Origin of the sequence: Pseudoduganella albidiflava (assembly GCF_004322755.1) — a bacterium.
Taxonomy (GTDB): domain Bacteria; phylum Pseudomonadota; class Gammaproteobacteria; order Burkholderiales; family Burkholderiaceae_D; genus Rugamonas; species Rugamonas albidiflava.
In genome coordinates this window covers 2,591,338-2,609,386 of record NZ_CP036401.1, presented here as the reverse complement: position 1 = coordinate 2,609,386, position 18,049 = coordinate 2,591,338, and the positions used below count along the sequence as shown (strand labels likewise).

14 protein-coding genes are annotated in these 18,049 nt (G+C 69.3%); 6 read left to right on the top strand and 8 right to left on the bottom strand.

Annotated elements, in window-relative coordinates; translation table 11 throughout:
- Positions 1–26 precede the first annotated feature (26 nt).
- From tssJ to EYF70_RS10920, 6 genes are read left to right on the top strand one after another with little or no spacing between them, the layout of a single operon-like run.
- The gene (tssJ, locus tag EYF70_RS10945; RefSeq protein ID WP_131145423.1) at positions 27–593 is read left to right on the top strand and encodes a type VI secretion system lipoprotein TssJ; all 567 of its coding nucleotides are present in this window, start codon (positions 27–29) and stop codon (positions 591–593) included.
- Between the two features lie 54 nt (positions 594–647).
- On the top strand, positions 648–2,033 hold the full coding sequence (tssK, locus tag EYF70_RS10940; RefSeq protein WP_131145422.1) for a type VI secretion system baseplate subunit TssK: 1,386 nt from the start codon (positions 648–650) through the stop codon (positions 2,031–2,033).
- Positions 2,030–3,364: a DotU family type VI secretion system protein gene (locus EYF70_RS10935; RefSeq protein ID WP_131145421.1), complete on the top strand. Its 1,335-nt coding sequence runs from the start codon at positions 2,030–2,032 to the stop codon at positions 3,362–3,364. Before tssK ends, EYF70_RS10935 begins: the two co-directional genes overlap by 4 nt.
- A 3-nt stretch (positions 3,365–3,367) precedes the next feature.
- Positions 3,368–7,039: a type VI secretion system membrane subunit TssM gene (gene tssM / locus EYF70_RS10930; RefSeq protein WP_131145420.1), complete on the top strand. Its 3,672-nt coding sequence runs from the start codon at positions 3,368–3,370 to the stop codon at positions 7,037–7,039.
- Positions 7,036–7,818: a type VI secretion system-associated protein TagF gene (gene tagF / locus EYF70_RS31595; protein WP_229420811.1), complete on the top strand. Its 783-nt coding sequence runs from the start codon at positions 7,036–7,038 to the stop codon at positions 7,816–7,818. The genes tssM and tagF overlap by 4 nt, the downstream gene beginning before the upstream one ends.
- Positions 7,815–9,527, top strand: a complete 1,713-nt coding sequence (locus tag EYF70_RS10920; protein WP_229420810.1) for a serine/threonine protein kinase — start codon at positions 7,815–7,817, stop codon at positions 9,525–9,527. The genes tagF and EYF70_RS10920 overlap by 4 nt, the downstream gene beginning before the upstream one ends.
- Positions 9,528–9,976: 449 nt before the next feature.
- On the opposite strand, the gene EYF70_RS10915 is transcribed toward EYF70_RS10920, so the two are convergent.
- From EYF70_RS10915 to EYF70_RS10885, 8 genes are all read right to left on the bottom strand, one after another.
- Entirely contained in the window at positions 9,977–11,023 is a 1,047-nt protein-coding gene (locus EYF70_RS10915) for an IS110 family RNA-guided transposase (protein WP_131145418.1), read from the bottom strand.
- A gap of 227 nt (positions 11,024–11,250) precedes the next feature.
- Positions 11,251–11,802 carry an OmpA family protein gene (locus EYF70_RS10910; RefSeq protein WP_131145417.1) on the bottom strand — a complete coding sequence of 184 codons (552 nt, stop codon included), beginning with the start codon at positions 11,800–11,802 and terminating at the stop codon, positions 11,251–11,253.
- Positions 11,803–11,823: 21 nt separating this feature from the next.
- A complete protein-coding gene (locus tag EYF70_RS10905; RefSeq protein ID WP_165497624.1) occupies positions 11,824–12,615 on the bottom strand; it encodes a PP2C family protein-serine/threonine phosphatase in 792 nt (263 codons plus the stop codon).
- A gap of 13 nt (positions 12,616–12,628) precedes the next feature.
- Positions 12,629–14,689 carry a type VI secretion system-associated FHA domain protein TagH gene (gene tagH, locus EYF70_RS10900; RefSeq protein WP_131145415.1) on the bottom strand — a complete coding sequence of 687 codons (2,061 nt, stop codon included), beginning with the start codon at positions 14,687–14,689 and terminating at the stop codon, positions 12,629–12,631.
- Positions 14,690–14,853: 164 nt separating this feature from the next.
- The gene (locus tag EYF70_RS31045; protein WP_165497623.1) at positions 14,854–15,012 is read right to left on the bottom strand and encodes a hypothetical protein; all 159 of its coding nucleotides are present in this window, start codon (positions 15,010–15,012) and stop codon (positions 14,854–14,856) included.
- 3 nt (positions 15,013–15,015) lie between these two features.
- A complete protein-coding gene (locus EYF70_RS10895) occupies positions 15,016–16,281 on the bottom strand; it encodes a TIGR02270 family protein (RefSeq protein ID WP_131145414.1) in 1,266 nt (421 codons plus the stop codon).
- A gap of 25 nt (positions 16,282–16,306) precedes the next feature.
- The gene (locus EYF70_RS10890; RefSeq protein ID WP_131145413.1) at positions 16,307–17,122 is read right to left on the bottom strand and encodes a hypothetical protein; all 816 of its coding nucleotides are present in this window, start codon (positions 17,120–17,122) and stop codon (positions 16,307–16,309) included.
- Positions 17,076–18,047, bottom strand: coding sequence for a type VI immunity family protein (locus EYF70_RS10885; RefSeq protein ID WP_165497622.1), 972 nt, complete (start codon positions 18,045–18,047; stop codon positions 17,076–17,078). Before EYF70_RS10885 ends, EYF70_RS10890 begins: the two co-directional genes overlap by 47 nt.
- Positions 18,048–18,049 lie beyond the last annotated feature (2 nt).

The following is an 18,049-nucleotide window of genomic DNA, read 5'->3' as shown; positions in this document are numbered from 1 at the left end:
CCTGATGTCGGCGACAGGAGAACACGATGGCCAGGCACCCGCATCTCCCCACTGCCGCGCCCGGCGCGCCGCCCGGGCGGCGACGTGATTCGCAACGCGGCTCGCTCTTCAATTCGCTGACTCGTGCGTTGCCTGCATTCTCCGCCGCGCTGCTGGCCGTTCTCCTGTCCGCCTGCGCGGGCGCGCCGAAGGCCGAGCCGCCGGCGCCGCCGACCGTGATCCAGGCCACCATCGCCGTGGCGGCCGACGCCAATCCCGATGCCGGCGGCCGCGCCTCGCCCGTCGTCGTCCGCCTGTTCGAACTGAAGACCCTGGCCGCGTTCGAGAAGGCGGATTTCTTTTCGCTGTTTGAAAAAGGTAGGGAAACGCTGGGCGCCGACCTGCTCGCAGACGAGGAATTCGTACTGCAGCCGGGCGAAAGCAGGCGCTTCGAACGGCGGCTGCAGGATGGCGCGCTGCACGTGGCGGTGGTGGCCGGCTTCCGCGACCTCGACCGGTCGGCGTGGCGCGGCAGCATCGCCGTGCGTGCCCGCGCCACCACGCCCGTCGCCATCGGCGTGCAGCAGCGCCGCATCACGATCTCGGACAAGTAGCGGGCCCCGGCCCGCCCTACCCAGCATGCAAGCCTGGAGACAAGGATCAGCACCATGTCGTGGGAAAGCAAAGTCATCTGGTCGGAAGGCATGTTCCTGCAACCCCAGCACTTTCAGCAGCATGACCGCTACCTCGAAAGGCTGATCGAAGCCCGGGCCCGCCCCACGCTGCCCTACGGCTGGGGTTTCACGCGGCTCGAACTCGACGAAACGGCGCTGGCGCTGGGCAAGGTGGCGCTGGCCTCGGCCAGCGGCCTGTTCCCGGATGGCACGCCGTTCGACTTTCCGTTCACCCATCCGGCCCCGGCGCCGCTCGATATCCCGGCCGATGCGCGCGACCAGCCGGTGGTGCTGGCCGTGCCCCTGTGCCGGCGCGGCGGCCGGGAATCCGACTACCACGCGGCCAGGCACAACGGCGCCAACCATGGCACGAACCACAATACTACCGCGGACGGCCTGGCGCGCTTCAGTGTCGGCATCGTCGAGGTGGACGACAGCACGGCGCAGGGAGCCGTGCCCATCGAAGTGGGCCAGTTGCAGCTGCGCCTGCTGCTGGGGAAGGATGCCACGGATGCCTACGCGTGCCTGGGCGCGGTGCGGGTGACCGAACGGCGGGCCGACAACGCGCTGCAGCTGGACCGGCAGTACATCGCGCCGGCGCTGGCGCTGCAGGCCAGCGGCACGCTGTCCAGCTACTGCGACGAAGTGCATGGCCTGCTGCACCAGCGCGGCAACGAACTGGGCACCCAACTCGGGCAGCCGGGCCGCGGCGGCGTGGCCGAAATCGCCGACTTCCTGCTGCTGCAGACGGTCAACCGCTACCAGCCGCTATTTGCGCACCTGCGCCAGGTGCCGGCGCTGCATCCGGAACGGCTGTTCGCCGCCATGCTGGGCCTGGCCGGCGACCTGGCCACGTTCAGCCGCGCGGACCGCCGTCCCCCTGCCTATCCCGAATACCGGCACGACGACCTGCGGTACTCGTTCACGCCGCTGATGGCGGACTTGCGGGCCTCGCTGTCGATGGTGCTGCAACGGAGCGCGATCGCCATCGAACTGCAGGACCGCAAGTACGGCGTGCGCCTGGCCGTGCTGCCCGACCGCGGCCTGCTGAAAAGCGCCAGCTTCGTGCTGGCGGTGAATGCGCAGATGCCGTCCGAAACACTGCGCACGCGCTTCCCGAGCCACGTGAAGATCGGCCCCGTCGAACGGATTCGCGATCTCGTCAACCTGGCCCTGCCGGGTATCGCCCTGCGCTCGATGCCGGTGGCGCCGCGCCAGATTCCCTACCACGCGGGCTTCAACTACTTCGAGCTGGAGCGCAGCGGCGAATTATGGGGCCAGCTGGAGCACTCCGGCGGGCTGGCCATGCACATCGCCGGGGATTTTCCCGGCCTGGAACTGGAATTCTGGGGAATCTGGGAAGGTAAGGGGCGATCATGAGCCAGGACGATCCATTCGCGTTGCCGGACTCCGAGCATACCGTGGTGATACCCACGCCGGGCGGCCGGGCGCATGCGCAGGCGGCACGGCAGCGCGCCGGCGCCCGCCCGGGCGCCGCGGCGGCCGGGGTGGCCGGCGCCGGCTACGTGCCGCCGGCCGAGGTGTCCGGCCTCAATCCGCTGGTGGCCGCCGCCAATCCACTGCTGGGCGTGGTGCCGCAACTGCGCGCCACGCTGCAGCATCCGGATCCGGCCGGCGTGCGGGAATTCCTCGCGCAGCAGGTGCGGGAATTCGAGCGGCGCGCCAGGGCGGCCGGCATCCCCATGGAACAGGTGATCGCGGCGCGCTATGCGCTGTGCACGCTGCTCGACGAGGCGGCGGCCTCCACCCCGTGGGGCGGCTCCGGCAGCTGGGCCAGGGACAGCCTGCTGGTCACCTTCCACAACGAGGCATGGGGCGGCGAGAAATTCTTCCAGCTGCTGGCGAAGGTGGCGGAAACACCGGACCAGCACCGCGACCTGCTGGAACTGATGTACGTCTGCCTGGCGCTGGGCCTGGAGGGCCGCTACCGGGTGCTGGACAATGGCCGCGCGCAGCTGGAAGCCCTGCGCGAACGGCTGGCCCTGCTGCTGCGCAAGGTGCGCGGCGAATACGAACGCGACCTGTCCCCGCGCTGGCAGGGCGTGGCCGTGCAAAGCAAGGCGCTGCTGGCCGCGCTGCCCCTGTGGGCCGCGCTGGGCGTGCTCGGCCTGGCCATGCTGGGCGCCTACCTGGGCTTCAGCTATTTCCTGAACGCGCGCTCCGACCCGGTATTCACCAGCATCCTGGCGCTGGAGGCCAGGCCGGACCCGGTGGCGGTAGCCGCCCTGCCCGCCCTCGCCCCCGCGCCTGCCCCGGCGCCCCGCCTTGCCGGCTTCCTGCGCCCTGAAATCGAGCAGGCCCTGGTCGCCGTGCGCGACGAACAGGGCCGCAGCGTGGTGACGCTGCGCGGCGACGGCCTGTTCGCGCCCGGCAGCGCCACCGTGTCGGCGCCCTACCACGCCGTGCTGGACCGCATCGCCGCCGCGCTGAAGGCCGTGCCGGGTTCCGTGCAGGTGATCGGCTATACGGACAACCAGCCGATCCGCTCGGCGCGTTTCCCGTCGAACTGGCACCTGTCGCAGGAACGGGCGCGCACGGTGGCCGGGCTGATCGCCGACAAGGCGCCGCCGGCGGGCCGCTACAGCGCCGAAGGCCAGGCCGACGCCCGGCCGGTCGGCGACAACGCCACCGCCGAAGGCCGCGCGCGCAACCGCCGCGTGGAAATCGTGCTGGTCCCGGCCGGGAACTGAGCCATGAAAAGCCTGCTATCCCTGCTGCTGCACCGCCGCGTGACCACCGGGCTGGGCCTGGCCGCCTTCGCACTGCTGATCTGGCATGTCGGGCCGCTGGTCGCCATCGCCGGCTACCGGCCGCTGGAACCGGCCCGCATCCGGCTGGCGCTGATCTGCCTCGTCGTGCTGGTCTACGTGGGCAAGGCGCTGTGGAAACTGTGGCAGGCCCGGCGCGCCAATGCCAGCCTGATGAACGGGTTGCTGCAGCAGGCACCGGCCGCCGCCAGCCCCGGCGACACCATGGCCGCCGAGGAACTGGCCACGCTGCGCAAGCGTTTCGAGGGCGCGGTAGACGTGCTGCGCAAGGCACGCCTCACCGGCAAGCCCGGCGCACCGGGGCGCTGGCTGGCCAGCCTGGGCCGGCAATGGGTCTACGAACTGCCCTGGTATATCCTGATCGGCGCGCCCGGCTCGGGCAAGACCACCGCCCTGGTGCATTCGGGCCTGCAATTCCCCCTGAGCGGGCAATTCGGCCGCGAAGCGATCCGCGGCGTGGGCGGCACGCGCAACTGCGACTGGTGGTTTACCGACGAAGCCGTGCTGCTGGACACGGCCGGCCGCTACACCACGCAGGAAAGCGACCAGAAGACGGACAGCGCGGCGTGGACCGGCTTCCTGCAGTTGCTGAAGAAGTACCGCGTGCGACGGCCGATCAACGGCGCGCTGCTGACGCTGAGCGTGCCGGACCTGCTGGGCCAGTCGCCGGACGAGCGGGCCGCCCACCTGGCCACGCTGCGCAAGCGCCTGCACGAACTGCACGAGGAGCTCGACATCCGCTTTCCCCTGTACCTGCTGGTGACCAAGCTCGACCTGCTGCCCGGCTTCATGGAATTCTTCGGCGAGCTGGGCAAGGAAGACCGCGCCCAGGTGTGGGGCATGACCTTCCCGATCCGCGACGCGGCCGGGAAAGACGCCACCAAGGGTGCGGCGCGGGATGCGGGAAAGCCCGATGGCGGGCGCGATGGCATGGCTGATGGCGGGAATGCGGCGGCGCCCGATTTCGGCAACGAATTCGCCGCGCTGGAGGCACGCCTCAACGCCCGCCTGGTCGACCGCATGCAGGCCGAACGGGACCCGCAGAAACGCGCGCAGCTCTATCTGTTCCCCCAGCAGTTCGCGGCGCTGAAGGGCACGCTGGGCGAATTCGTCGACGGGATCGTCAGCGATTCGCGTTTCGCCGAACGGCCGCTGCTGCGCGGCGTGTACTTCACCAGCGGCACCCAGGAAGGCAGCCCGATCGACCGCATGCTGGGCGGCGTGGGGCGCGCCCTGCAACTGGACCGCAAGATGCTGCCGCCGCAGTCGCCCACCGGCAAGAGCTTCTTCATCACGCGCCTGCTAAAAGACGTGGTGTTCCAGGAAGCGGGGCTGGCCGGCACCAACCTGCGCCGCGAACGGCGCCGCGCACTGGTGCAACTGGGCGCGCTCGCGGTGGCCGCCCTGCTGGCCGCCGGCATGATCGTGGCGTGGGCGGTCAGCTACGCGGGCAACCGCGCCTACGTGGCCGGCGTGCAGGAGCGCCTCGATGCGATCGCGCAGCAGGTGCGGGCGCTGGAAGCCAACCGCAGCGCCGACGTGGTGGAACTGCTGCCGGTGCTACGCACGGTGCGCGACCTGGCCAACGTGCCCGGCCAGGCGCCGGGCGAAGCCCCGTTCGCGATGGGCGCGGGCCTGTACCAGGGCGACAAGCTGGCGTCCGCCGCGCAGACGGCCTACCGCAACCTGTTGCGCGACGTGTTCCTGGCGCGCCTGGAAGCGCGCGTGCGCCAGCAGCTGCAGGGCGCCGGCGGCAACCCGGAACTGCTGTACGAGGCGCTGAAGGCCTACATCATGCTGCACGAACCGCGCCATTTCCAGGGAGCGGCGCTGAAAGCCTTCATCACGGCCGACTGGGAAAGCACGCTGCCGCGCAGCGTGACGCTGGAGCAGCGCCGCGAGCTGGAAGCGCACCTGGACGCGCTGCTTGCCGGCGAACGGCCGACGGCGCCGCAACCGGCGGACCAGCAGCTGATCGCCAGCGCGCGCGAGGCCGTGGCCCGCACGCCGCTGGCGGTGCGCATCTACAACCGCATCAAGCGCGGCGGCGCCGGTGCCGACCTGCCGGAATTCACGGTGGCGGGGGCCGCCGGCCCGGCCGCGCCGCTGGTATTCGCACGTGCCAGCGGGCAGCCACTGACCAGCGGCGTTCCCGGCCTGTACAGCGTGAATGGCTACCGCAACGCGTTCCTGAAGGAGGCCGCGCGCGTGACCGGCCAGCTGGCCGACGAGGAAGGCTGGGTGCTCGGCCTGGCCGAGAAGGACCGCCGCTTCACCGATCCCGCGCAGCGCGCTGGCCAGCTCGACGAAGTGCGCCGCCTGTACCTGGAAGACTATGCGCGCATCTGGCGCGCCTTCGTCGACGATATCAAGCTGGTGCGCGCCGGCAGCCTGCAGGGCAGCATCCAGACGGCGCGCGTGCTGTCGATGCCGGACTCGCCGCTGCCGGCGCTGCTGCGCGCCGTCGTGCGCGAGGTCACGCTGGTGCAGGGCGACGCGGCGGACAAGAGCATCGCCGACAAGGCCGGCGACACGGTCGAGAGCACCCGCAAGGAACTGATGAAACTGTTCGGCAGCGAAGCCGTCAAGCCCGCCGCCGCCCGGGAGACTCAGCCCGAACGCATCGTCGACGACCGCTTCGACGACCTGCGCCGATTGGTCGCCAGCGCCGGTCCGGGCCAGCCGGCGCCGATCGATGCCACGACTTCCCTCATCAACGAGCTGTACACGCTGCTGACGGCCACCGAAGCGGCGCTGAAGGGCGCCAACACGCCGCCGCCCAGCGATGTGCCGAACAAGGTCAAGGCCCAGGGCGGGCTGATGCCGGAACCGGTGCGCTCGATCCTGCTCACGCTGGCCTCGGGCAGCGCCAGCCAGGCCCTGGGCATGACGCGCAGTAACCTGAACCAGGCGATGGGCGCCACGCTGGGCGAGTTCTGCAACAACGCGGTGACGGGCCGCTACCCGTTCACCAAGGGCAGCCCGCGCGACGTGACCCAGGACGACTTCAGCCGCCTGTTCGCGCCGGGCGGCATGATCGACGAGTTTTTCCAGAAGAACCTGGCGCAGTACGTGAACACGAACACGCGGCCGTGGAGTTTCCGTTCGGTGGGCGATGCCACGATGGGCGGCTCGTCCGGCGCGCTGCTCCAGTTCCAGCGCGCCCAGGTGATCCGCGACGTGTTCTTCCGGGGTGGCGCGGCCGCCGGCATGCGGCTGGAACTGAAGCCGGTGATGATGGACGCGTCGATCACGCAGTTCACGCTCGATGTCGATGGCCAGCTGGTGAAGTACAGCCATGGCCCGCAGGTGCCGGCCCAGGTGCAGTGGCCCGGCCCGCGCGGCAGCACGCAGGTGCGGCTGCAGGTGACGCCGCCCAGCGCGGCCGGCGCCTCGGGCCGCACCTATGAAGGGGCCTGGGCGCTGTTCCGCCTGTTCGACCAGGCCCAGGTGGATGGCACGGGCCAGCCCGAGAAGTTCATCGCCACCTTCAACGTGGACGGGCGCCGCACCCAGTTCGAGGTACTGACCAGCAGCGTGCGCAATCCGTTCCGCCTGGCCGAACTGGAACAGTTCCGCTGCCCGGGTGTGCTGTGACGCTGGCCCCCGCCCTGGTCGCCGGCTGGTACGGCAAGCTGCCGGCGCTGGGCGATTTCGCCTCGCGCCGTTTGCCGCCGGCCTTCATCGGCCCCTGGGACGCGTGGCTGCAGCGCGGCATCGCGTCCAGCCGCGCCACCCTGGGCGATCGCTGGCTCGACGTCTACCTGAACGGCCCCCTGTGGAACTTCGCGCTGTTGCCGGGCGTGTGCGGGGGCAGCGCCTGGCTGGGCACGATCATGCCGAGTGTCGACAAGGTGGGCCGCCATTTCCCGCTGACGATCGCCCTCGCGGTGCCGCCGCATGCGGGCATCCTGCGAACCGTCGCAGCGGCGCGCGAGTGGTTCGCCGCCATCGACCGCGCCGCGCTGGCCTGCCTGGACATCCACTGCCTGCCGGAACAGCTTGAAACGCGGCTGGCCGAAGTGCCCTTCCCGGCCCTGCCCGCCATCGACGAGCGCGCCGGCGACGGGCTGGCGGCGTGGCTGGCGGCCAGGGCCGCGGGCACGCTGGTGCTGCACCTGCCGGCCGGCGTATCGGCCGCGGACGTGCTCGGCGCCGCGGCGCGCCCCGGCGGGGTGGATGGTTCATGTTCTGCCGAGGCTGCCGATGGAGCCGATGGAGCCGATGCCGCCCGTGCCGCCGATGCCGCCGGCAGGAGTCTCTGGTGGAGCGACACCACCACCAGCGACGCCACCCGGCTGCTGGGTTTCCACGGCTTGCCGGCCGGCGACCAGTTCACCCTTCTGCTGGACGATGCGGACGGGCCGCCGCCATGAACGAGGACCGGGACGGGGATCGCACCATCATGCCGGCCGCCGTGCCGCTGGTGATCCTGGAAAGCGCCAACAATGCGCTGCCCTCCGGTACCCGGCTGGCCGAGTTCGAGATCGCCGGCCTCATCGGCCAGGGCGGCTTCGGCATCGTCTACCAGGCCTACGACCACTCGCTGCAGCGCACCGTGGCGCTGAAGGAATACATGCCATCGGCCCTGGCGGCGCACGCCGGCACCGCGCAGGTCACGCTGAAGTCGCCCCGGCATGTCGACACGTTCCAGGCGGGCTTGCGCAGTTTCGTCAACGAAGCCCGCCTGCTGGCCGCGTTCGACCACCCCGCGCTCGTCAAGGTCTACCGGTTCTGGGAGGATAACGGCACCGCCTACATGGTGATGCCCCTGTACCGGGGCGCCACCCTGAAGCAGGTATTGCGCGACCGCGCGGCGCCGCCGGACGAAGCCTGGCTGCGCGCCCTGCTGGCGCCGTTGCTCGACGCCCTGGAACTGCTGCACCAGGAACAGTGCTACCACCGCGATATCGCGCCGGACAATATCCTGATCCTCGACGATGGCCGCCCGCTGCTGCTCGACTTCGGCGCCGCCCGGCGCGCGATCGCCGGCAAGGTCGACGCGTTCACCGTGATCCTGAAGCGCGACTACGCGCCCGTGGAGCAGTACGCCGACATCCCGTCGATGACGCAGGGCCCCTGGACCGACCTCTATGCGCTGGCCTCCGTGGTGTACCTGGCCATCACGGGCAAGCCGCCCATGCCGGCCGTGTCGCGCATGATCGACGACCCGCATGTGCCGCTGGGCCGTGCGGCGGCCGGCCGCTACAGCCCGCAACTGCTGGCCGCCATCGACCACGCGCTGGCCGTGAAGCCGGAAGACCGGCCACAAAGCGTTGCCGAACTGCGCAAACTGCTGGGGCTGTCGAGCGGGAACGACGAGGGTTCGCGGCGTGGGAAACCGCCGCCCGCCTCCGCCTGGCACCACCTGCGCCTGGGCGGCCTGGTCCTGGCCGGCGCCGCGGCCATCGGGCTCGGCACCAGCCTGCTCGCCGACCGGGACGGCCCGGTGATGCCCGCCCCGCAGCCCGAGGCTGAGCGCGCCCCGCCTGCCGCCACGCCTTCGCCAACCGCATCGGCACCTGCTGACCCTGCTTCCGCAGCGCCGGCGGCGCCGCAGCCATTCGACCCGGTGCGGGCGCTCGACGAAGTGTTCGAAGCCCGCAACCGCGACCATGCGGTAACGATCTCGATCGAACGGGCGCAGGTGCGCATCGGCGTCGATCCGCTGCGCTTCGCCATCCGTTCGTCACGACCGGGATATGTGTACCTGCTGATGGTGGGCACGGACCGCGCGCAGTTCTGGCTGCTGTTCCCGAACAGCCTCGATGCCGACAACCGCATCGCGGCCGGCAGCGAGCTGGCGCTGCCGCGGGCCACGTGGCGCATGACCGCCGCCGGGCCGCCCGGCACCAACCAGTTCGTCGCCATCGTGTCCGACCGGCCGCGCGACTTCCGTGGCGCCGGCCTGAAGGTCCTGACGCCGTTCAGCGAATTCGACCTCGGCACCGCCAGCAACGGTGCCCGCGTGCCCGGCACGGCAAGCCCGCTGTTCGCCGGCACCGCGCAGTGCGATGGCGTGCCGGCCGCACAGTGTTCCCCGTCGTACGGCGCCGCGGTGTTCTCGATTGCGGAGATTCAGTGAAGTGGTATTGCTTGCATTCACCCCAACAGCGAAGGGCTGGGGTCAGGAGGGAGTGCTGGCCTGCAGGCCAGCACTGTTCCGCAGGCGCGAAGCATGCTTCGCGAAACCCCTGCGTCACCCCGGCGGGGCGTAGTCGGGGTTTCAAGGAGCATCGCTCCTTGCCGACGTAGCGATACTGGCCTGCAAGCCAGTATTCCTATATGGACGCCTCCCTTTTGCAAGGTAAATTTAGCTAGGTCAGACGAGAAAGTTGCAGTCCTATATCCGGCCTTGAGTGCGGCGAGCCGCGGGCCTCGATGAACTCCGCTACCCCATCCCTCATCCTCCCTGCGGACTTGATGTCCTTGGAGTACGCCAGGTTTAAAGGGGTACGGTCTAACCAGTCTGTCATCGCTATCTCTACCGATCGCAACCTGTGGCGTGTGAGTTGGTTCCAGCGTTCGTGCTGTTCATATCGTCGTTGTCATTCCTGGGCGGATGCTGATGTGGTCCTTATCATAGGTCCGTTCGTGGGCTAATACAGCCCAGATAGTGCGGGCTATCTTGTTCGCTAGCGCGACCGTAACGACATTGGACGGTCGTCGCTGGCAAATGCCCTGCAACCACTTGCTTGGTTCCTTGGCGTGATACAGAACGGATCGGGCGCCATGGATCAACAGCATCCGCAAGTAGGAATCACCTCGCTTGCTGATGCCTAGCAGTCGGACTTTTCCTCCTGTCCCGGTCTGGGCCGGTACCAGGCCGATCCAGGCGGCGAATTCACGCCCAGACCGGAATGCTTTGGCATCGCCCATCGTTGCCACTGCCGCCGTCGCCGTCAGCACCCCCACGCCGGGAATTTGCGCAATCGCTTGCGCAGCACGGTCTTGACGCATCCAAGCCCTGAGCCTTGCTTCAATCCTGGCAATCCGTTCAGTAAGCTTGGCGATCTCCTCCCATTGCTCGCGCAAGGTGTCGATGAAGAACGATGGCAAACGTTCCGCTAACCGCGCCAAGGCGGCCTTCAGACCAGCGTCGAACGCTGCCTGGCCAACAGCGAAGGTCTCGCCGTGTTCGCCCACCAAGCCACGCAATTCATTGCACTGTGCAATGCGGCTCTTCACCAACTGCTGGCGTATCCGATGTAGGGCAATCACTGCTTGCTGTTCTTCTGTTTTCACGGCCACAGCTTTCACGCCAGGTTGCTGGGCCGCCATCCAGATAGCGCGGGCATCGGCGACATCGTTCTTATTGCCGGGAACAAACGCCTTCACCATTTTCGGTCGCATCAGCTTGACCTCGTGCCCAAGCTCCTTGAGCTTGCGCGCCCAGTGCTGCGAGCCCCCGCATGCTTCCATGCCGACCACGCATGGTTCCCGATTCACGAACCATGCAAGAAATTTCGGACGCTTGAGCTGCTGACAGATCAATTCGCCCGACTGTTTGTCGACCGTGTACAGCTGGAAGACATTCTTGGCCGTATCTACCCCGACCACCGGTTTTGGCGTAGCATTCATGATGTGGATCCTCCGACTTGCCTCGAAAGTACTGCGCTTTCACTCTAGGGCACTTTGATGCCGTTGGCGCGCGAGGATCCACCTTTCCACCACATTCCCCGCATCACGTTTGCCTATCGGTACCCAGAGTCTTGGCGGGAGGCGTCCATTTCATTCTCCTCCCTGACCCCGGAATTTGCACCTGGGGTGAACTTACGCGAAAGCCATTGGTCTTCCGACACCACCATCTACCGGTCCAGGTTCACGATCGTCACCCGGCGGTTTTCCGGCGCGGCGGGCACGGTCTTGTTCATCAACTCGCTGGCGCCCTTGCCCACCGCCTGCAGGCGTCCATCGTCGATCCCGCCGTTCTTGACCAGGTATTCCCGCACCGATTCCGCGCGCGCCTGCGACAGTTGCTGGTTGGCCGCGGGTGCGCCGCGCGGATCGGCGTGGCCCTCGATGGCAAAGCGGAACGGCGCCAGCTTCGCCGAGCCCAGCGCCTGGCCGACCACGCCGAGCGATTGCCTGGCCTGCTGCGTCAGGCGCGCCGAGTTGGTTTCAAACGTGATCAGCAGCGACGCGCTGGGCCGCTTCGGCGCAGCGCCTTCCGCTTCGACGCGGATGCTGCGCGTCCTGGCCGGGGCGGCCGGCGCGAGCGCGTCGACCAGCGCCGCTTCGGTGACGTCCTGCGGGTTCATGACCTTGTCTTCCTGTGCGTTGCCCGGTAACGCCAGGAACAGCAGCGCCAGCAGCGACGCCGCCAGTACCGCATGCTTCGAATGCTCGTGCGCTTTCATGTCCGACTCCTTTGCCGCCCGTCATGGCGGCGCCTCGGGTTGCCCCTGCTTCTCGTGCGCGTGCTCCTGGTGCGCGTGCTCCTGGCATGCCACCACCAGCGCCGAATAATTGTCCTGGCCTTCGCTGCCCTCCGAAATCACGCGGCTCTCCAGTTGCCTCAGCCAGGCTTCGCCCGACGCGGCAAGCGACAGCGCGCCCTCCATGTGCAATTCATCGACATACTCCCAGAAGCCATCCGTGCACAGCAGGAAAATGTCGCCGTCGCGCAGGGCGAACGCGGCATCCTCAATGCGTGGTTCGAATTCCGCGCCATCGCCCAGCGCCGCCAGCAGCAGGTTGCGCTGCGGCGCGCCGCGCAAGTCCTCCGATTGCAGGTAGCCGGCATCCACCATGCTTTGCAGCACGCTGTGGTCGCGCGTCTGCAGGATGATGCGCCGGTCGCGAAAGCAGTACAGGCGGGTGTCGCCGATATGCCCCCAGATCGCCGTGCCGCGCGCCGGGTCGACCGCCAGCACGACGACCGTGGCGCGCATCCGCGCATACTGCGGCGATTGCTGCTGCATGGCGACGATCGCGCTGTTGGCCCGCCGCAGCGCTTCGGCGATGCCGCCGGCGCTGCAATCGGGGCGCTGGCGGAACCAGGCGAGGATTTCGGCCACCGCCAGTTTCGACGCGACGGCACCGCCCGCATGGCCGCCGGCGCCGTCCGACATCACGCAGCAGCACGCGCTTTCGTTCGACCAGAAGCCGTACGCATCCTCGTTGACGGGCCGCCCGCCGGGCTTGGACAACACGGTGATCTTGAGTTCCATGATCGCTTTCGCGCTAGCGGCCGCCCTCGTCGCCCCGCGCCAGCTTGTCGAGCTGGGCTTCATAGGCGTTCAGGAAGGCCTTGCCAAACCACGCATGGAAATCGTCTTCCGCCTCACGCGTGAGCTCGGAATACATTTCCGCATACAGATCCCACAGCTTCGCCTTGCGGTTGGCCGGCAGCAGCGTATCGACCAGGCTCTTGCCGCTCAGGCGGCGCTCCAGCTGCGCCGGATCGAAGCGCTGCAGCACGCCGGCCAGCGCGGCGCGCATGCCCGCCATGAACGCGAACTGGTGGGCGCGCAGGTCGTCGTGGGCATCCTTCATCGCCACCAGCGGCGGCATGAAACCCTGGCCGCGCGGGGCCAGCAGGTGCGTCAGCGCCACTTCCACGTTCGGCGAAAATTTCAGTGGATTGTTCTCGCGCGTGACGATCATCGTCATCTCGGCATGGATCTCGCGCTTGATGACGGCACGCGACAGCAGCAGGTCCAGGGTGCCCTGGGTCGCCTCGCGCAGCAGCTGGCCGAAGGTGTGCATCATCTGCGGCGTGAGCGGGCCCCGCACGTCGAGGTCGGGCACGCCGGCGCCGGCCAGGAAGGCGCGCAACAGCTCGGCGCTGTCCGCCTGGGCGTCCCCGGCAGGCTGCGCGCCGGCCGCCGGCTGCGCGACATATTCCGATGGCACGGCGGCGGATGGCGGGACGGCCGGAGCCGGCCGCATCGCGGGACCTGGCGGCATCGCATCCGCAGGCGGTACGCCCTGGCCCGCCTGCGGATGCGGAGCCTGTTGCAAGTTCGGAGCCGCGTGCGGATGCGGGTCCGCCCGCGGATGCACGATCGGCTGAGGATGGGCAAGCGGCTGTGCCGGGACGGCCGCGCGCGCGCCGCCGGATGGCTGAGCCGTGGCGGCAGGCCCGGCAGCCAGGGCCGGCGGCTCCGGCGCAAGCGCGGGGGCTGGCCCGGTACTGGACGTTTCCGTCTCCGGCGCCCGGGCCTTCCTGGCCGGCGACTGGACGATCATCGTCTTGATGCCGTCGCCACCCGGCAGCTCGTCCGGCGCATTCCACGAGACGACCATGTTGCCGCCGTCCGCCGGGCCCGCGGGCTGGACCGGCTCGATCCGCTGCGCGGCCGGCGGCGTGAAGGCGCTGCGGATTTCCGGTGCGTCGTCGCGCTGGCTGGCCGGCGCCGGCTTCGGTGCCGGCACCGCGCCGATCGCCACCAGCGGGTCCACGCTTGCCGCACCGGATCCGTTTGCGCCGCCGGGCGCCAGCGGATGGCCGTCGGGGAACAGCTCGCTGCCGGCGGCGGGACCGAGGTCGTAGAACTGGTTGATATCGGTCCGTGCGGCCTGGCCGAGCCCGAGGTCGAAATCGTCCGGCAGGGGCTGGCGCGGATCCGGCGCGGGCGCGCGCGGCACCAGTTCGGAGAAACTGAAGTCGTCCGGGATGCCCCCGGCGCCCGGCGCATGCGCGAAACCGCCCGATGGCGGCGCTGGGGAAAAGCCGCCCGATGGCGGCGATGCGGGGCTGTCGAACAGGCCGAGCGGGTCGTCTTTCGGCACCCCCGCCGGCCGGGGCTCCATGACCCGCATCGCCGGCATGGCCGATGGAGGGCCCGCGGGCAGGTTCGGCGGCAGCGATGGGGACATGACAGGGGACAGGACGGGAGACCCGGCGGGAGGCGCGGCGGGAAGCACGGCTGGAGATTTGGGGGCGAGCCCGGCATGCGGCGCCGCAGGAGGCACGACAGGCGAGACGCGCGCATCGGCAACCGCCAGCGTATAGCCGCCGATGCGCAGTTCGTCGCCGTCGGCCAGCGTGGCTTCGTTGCCATGGCCGAGCGGCCGGTCGTTGACGAAGACGGGCGACGCGTTGCTCAGGTCACGGATGACATGGCGGCCATTGCGGAACAGGACCATCGCATGCATGCGCGACACGTAGCGGTCCGGATCGGGCAAGACCAGCGCATTGCCGTCGGCGCGGCCGATGACACCGCCCAGTTCGCCGAACTCGCCGGCCAGCGGCACGTCGGTGGCCTGGCCGTTGTAGGAAACTGCCTTGATCGTCAACATCAGCGCTCCCACGATCTGCCTGCGTTGGTTCCATGTAATGTGCCGGATTAATGTGCAGGATGACACTTGGCTTCACGGCATTACGGGCAATGATCAGCACTCAAATTCTAGCAGGGTGGCGCTGCAATCTTCTCCACCATGCGCGCAAATAACAGAGTCGCGCATCACTGGAGCCACAGCCACGCGCTGGTCGCGCCGAACAGCGCCGCGACCAGCAGCCACGTCTTGCTGGCCGGCCGCAATCCGCCATCCCGCAGCAGCCGCGCGGCCGCCGCGGCGAGGAATACCACGGTCAGCACGGCGAACACGAGGCGGGCGGGCATGCGTCAGCCCATCGCGTTCAGCCAGCGCGCCTGCCGCCACGCCGGCGCCGCTGTCTGGAACAGCTTCGTGCCGGGCTGCAGCAGGCACAGGTACTCGGCCGCGGCGATGCGCTGGCGCTGCGCGCCGTCGCGCAGCACGCCCCGGCAGTGCGCCACCGCCGGCGGCTGGCCCATGAAGTAGCGCACGCCAGGGGCAAAGCGCTTGCCGTTCGTTCCCCACCATGCGCCGACCGCGGCGCCGTCGGGCCACGGCAAGCCTTCGTCGTCGTCCATCGCCACGTCGTCGTCGTCCGGATCGTCGCTGGGGCCTGCGGCGGCGGCGCCGGGCGGCGGGCGGTCGAGGGCAAGCGCGGCAATGTCCACCCCGGCAATGGTGGCGAACGCTTCGCCGGCCAGGCGGGCCAGCGGCGGCTCATCCATCAGCCGGATCAGCCAGGGCACGTACGCCACGTCGCCGCAGACGCCGGCGCCTTGCACCAGCAGCCGCCGGTCCGGCAGCGCCGGTGCCACCGCCTTCAGCCAGGCATTGGCATCCGGCAGGGCCAGTACTTTCAGCAGCAGGCGAAATGCACGGGTGCCGGCGCCGGTCCGCTCCAGGGCGCCGGCCTGCAGCGCGGCGGCTGCCTGCGCGGGTTTGCCGAGCAGCGCGACCGACCTGGCCGCCCACAGCCGGCAAGCCGGGTCGCCATCCCGCAGCGCCGCCGCGCATGCCGGCAGCGCATCGGTGCGTCCGCCCTCCCCGGCCATCCGCAACGCGCGGGCGCGCACCTGCGCATCGGCGTGCGCCAGCGCCGTATCAAGCACATTGCCGCAGTCCACCTGGTGCATCCCACATGCCGCCAGGCCGATGGCGTGCCGGAACGCGTCATCCGAACGCAGCAGCGGCGCGATGGTGCCCTTCAGCCGCTGCCCCGAAACCCAGCCGAATCCTGCGGCCAGCGCGGGCCGCAGCGGCGCGGCCCCTTCCGCCAGCGCGAACAGCGTGGCCAGGTGTGCCGCATGCCCGCTGTCGAGCGCCAGGACCGCGGCGACGAACATGCCGCCCGCGCCTTCTGCCAGCACGGCGTTCATGGATAGCGCCTGCGCGTGTCCGCCCGCCACGGCCAGCCCGTCGAGATGCGCGGCCAGGCGTTCATCGAAGCGGCCCAGCTCGCGCAAGCCGACGTGCGGGGCGTTGACGAATGCCGCGCGGCGCGCGAACAGCAGCACGGCTTCCTCGGCGTGCTGCGCGACGATGTGCGGGAGTGGCTGTTCCGAAATCGCATGCATGGCTGGTTCGCTGTCCCGGGCGGCGTCAGTCGACGGATATTCCGGCCAGCGTGCGCGGCTGCCAGTCGAACGCGCACACCATGTTGGCGAGAATTCCCCAGGCACATTCGCTGGCCATGAACCGATCCACGGAGACTTCGATGGTCACCGGATCGAAATGGCTGACGAAACCCGCAATCGAATCGGTCACCGCCGGATGACCGACCGGCATGGCGAACGCTCCCGCTTCGAGCAGCGCGTACCAGGGCTGCACCCACGCGGCGAACCGCGTGACCTGGTCCGGGAACAGGCGGTTGTCCACCTCGACGAGGCAGCGGCGCACCTTGGAGAAATCGGTGTCCTCGAAGGCCAGCAGCGCGGTGGCGCGCGCACCAGGGACGGGATAGGCCACCTCCTCGTTGTCCTCGTCCGGCCAGTCGGGTTGCACCGGCTGGGCATTGGCATGCTCCATGTCCACGACCTGGATCGAGTCGACCAGCACCTTTTCCGACCGCAGCCTGGCGACCATGCCGCGCAACAGCTGGAAGGCACGTTCGTCGACGTTGCAGAGCTGTAGCTGCTGGCGCGCGCATGCCGCCGATGACAGCACGGCGGGCCCCAGGACCGCCATGGTGCCGGGGCCGGCCGGGCCGCTACCCGAAAAGGCGCCGCGCATCGCCGCGTCGGCCAGTGGCTGCATGGCATCCGATACGGCCTGCAGGTCGGCCACGCCCGGCGGCCGGGCGAACTGGTAGCTGACGGCCGCGCGCGACGTCGCGGCACTCATTCCCTGCAGCACCAGTACCGGCAGCATTTCATGCGTCGGCGAGGCGGTGGAACCATGCTTCGGTGCGGTCGACATAATCGGTTTCAAGGTTGAACGAGGGCGAGCGTTTCGCGGCACGGTCGATCCACGGTGCCAGCAGGCCGTAGATTTTCTGGTAGTGCGCGAGCGGTTCGCGCCGGTTCCGGTCGCCCAGGATGGGTGCCTCGCCAGCCTTCAGGACAATCCCGTTGGGCAGGTCGATCAACGCCACCTCGGCCGGCAAGGCCTTGCGCAGTGCCGCCTTGCCGCCGAGCTGGTCGAGGATTTCCGGCCCCAGCGCGGTCAGCCAGCCCACGCCCTTGACACCGTCGCTGCCCACGGCGAGCGCGTCGTCCACCATGCGCGGGATGTCCAGCGCGCGAAAGCGCATGCCCATTGCCCATGCATGCGTCTGCGCCTCTTCTTCCTCGTAGCGCGAGGTGTTCATGCCGAAGCCCGCCAGGGCCGAGCGGAACTCGATGGCCGAGCAGGTTTCGACGAAGACCTCCAGCAGCGTTGCGGCGTCGCACACGGCGGGGTCCAGCGACATCGCGACGACCCTGGCATCGTCGTCCGAATGGTCCGGGTAGGCCGGCTCGGTGCCGTACACGTGGAAACTGTCGCGCGGCGCATCGTTCGGCGATTCGGTCGCTTGCAGGTCCAGGCTGATGAACTCGCGTGGCGGCGCGCCCGGCTGCAGCCACGTGGCCAGCATGTCGAACGTGGCCTTGCTCGCCTTCTTGTGACGGTTCATGTTTTCCGTCGCATAGTATGGCGGCAGGTCGCGCTGGTAGAGCCGCAGGTAGCGGTCATACGCTGACAGCACGCCCTTGGGCTGCTGCGACAGCAGCTTGTTGGTGTACACCGACATCGTGTAGCCCAGCGCAACGAGGCGCACGTCTTCGGCGAGTTCGATGATGGCCTGTGCGCCCGTGATATCGCCGGCCGCCGGCGTGGCGTTCTTCGTCCCTGTCCTGGTCATTG